Origin of the sequence: Acinetobacter sp. WCHAc060042 (assembly GCF_003231195.1) — a bacterium.
In the GTDB taxonomy this organism is placed as follows: Bacteria; Pseudomonadota; Gammaproteobacteria; order Pseudomonadales; family Moraxellaceae; genus Acinetobacter.
The window spans coordinates 1-1,384 of record NZ_QKVN01000095.1; the positions used below are offsets into that span (position 1 = coordinate 1).

General features: G+C 37.1%; 1 protein-coding gene. It reads left to right on the top strand.

The window, feature by feature from the left end; genetic code table 11:
- Positions 1-482 precede the first annotated feature (482 nt).
- The gene (locus DPG01_RS18320) at positions 483-686 is read left to right on the top strand and encodes a hypothetical protein (RefSeq protein ID WP_110975996.1); all 204 of its coding nucleotides are present in this window, start codon (positions 483-485) and stop codon (positions 684-686) included.
- Positions 687-1,384: the final 698 nt, after the last annotated feature.

The window sequence follows — 1,384 nt, forward strand, 5'->3', positions numbered from 1 at the left end:
GGTACAGTGACGCCAGCGCATTGGGGTTTAAGTCTGTTACTGGGGGTTCTGAACAAAGCAGACAACGGTATGAGTAGTCATAAAACGCTGATCGTGAGTATATTGGGTTAATCCCTTGCGGTGATCATTTAAAGGCGTTTATAGGCGGTTTTGAACGTGTTCAGGGGGTGATCTATGCCCTAATCAAAACAAGCGTAGCAATAGACTGTGATGCGCTCCTGTGAAGCGATGGCTCGGCTCCGTAGTGATGCCTTACATTGTCCGGGTAATACTGCTTAGGGCGCTTTTAGTGCTCTAGGGTGAGTATTCCCTGATCTTCTCCAACTCTCACCATAATGATAAATATCACTATGTGATTTTATTAAAAAGAATTGTTGAAAAATTAAACAATTTATGTTATAAATCAAATACTTAAATCGGAAAACAATAAGACGGCAATCTTACTGTTTTCCTAATCACAATGATCTATTAGGAGATCAATTATGACTGCGCTAGATACTACAGTTTTAAATCTTTTAGGCAAGGAAGTTTCTTTTTGTTATTGCTTAAAAGATTTTACTTTTCAAACGGATGGTACTGTAACTTCGATTGTTTTTAATCTTCATGGTGAGCATCAATTTTCTGTTGATGATTGTGAATTTTATTCTTTTTCTGAGGTTCTGGAATTTCAGGTTTTAGATAAATAAGCAGTGTTTCTCCTTGGAAATGCCCTAAGAGATAGATTTTAGGGCATTTTTTTTAAGCAAGGATACACAAAGGGTACTTTGTGACTTGTTAGGGATTCCCTAATACCCTAGATGCCAGGCTTTTAGTAAAAACTGAAATTTTTACTAAAAGTGGCATCATTTAAAGAAAAAGGCAGGCGCAGGGAGGGAGCGCGCGCGCGGATGGAGAAGGAGCTTCGACGTCCGACCGACGCGAGAGCGCTTTACCTGCGCTCGCAAAAACTTTAGATTTTTTCTATTTGCGTTTTAATTTCTGCACTTGTAGGATGTATTTAACATAATAAGAAAAAATTGATTAAAAAATGATCTAAACCCGTAAAAACACGGTGGAAAGGTCGTCATAATCTGATCAAGTTAGACCCCCTTTTATAATATGGGGGTTACCAAAATTGAAATATTTCTCCTAAACCCCTAAAAATTCCCCATAAAAAAAACCGACCATATTGAATATGATCGGCTTTAGTTTTATATTCGATGCACGGTTATTAATTATTTGCAGTAATTAATAACGAAAGTTATATGAGCTACCAACTCGATATAAGATTCAAGTTAAAACTCCGTGCTGTTAGATGATTATAACGTGCGTAGAATTAAAATAAATCCCTCTTTCGTTCTTAATCCGTTCAAATAATCAATCTCCGTCCTTAATGTGGGTGGAA

What these genes read in the sequence shown, in the direction of transcription:
- DPG01_RS18320 (WP_110975996.1), top strand. Translation starts at nt 483, where the DNA reads ATGACTGCGCTAGATACTACAGTTTTAAATCTTTTAGGCAAGGAAGTT.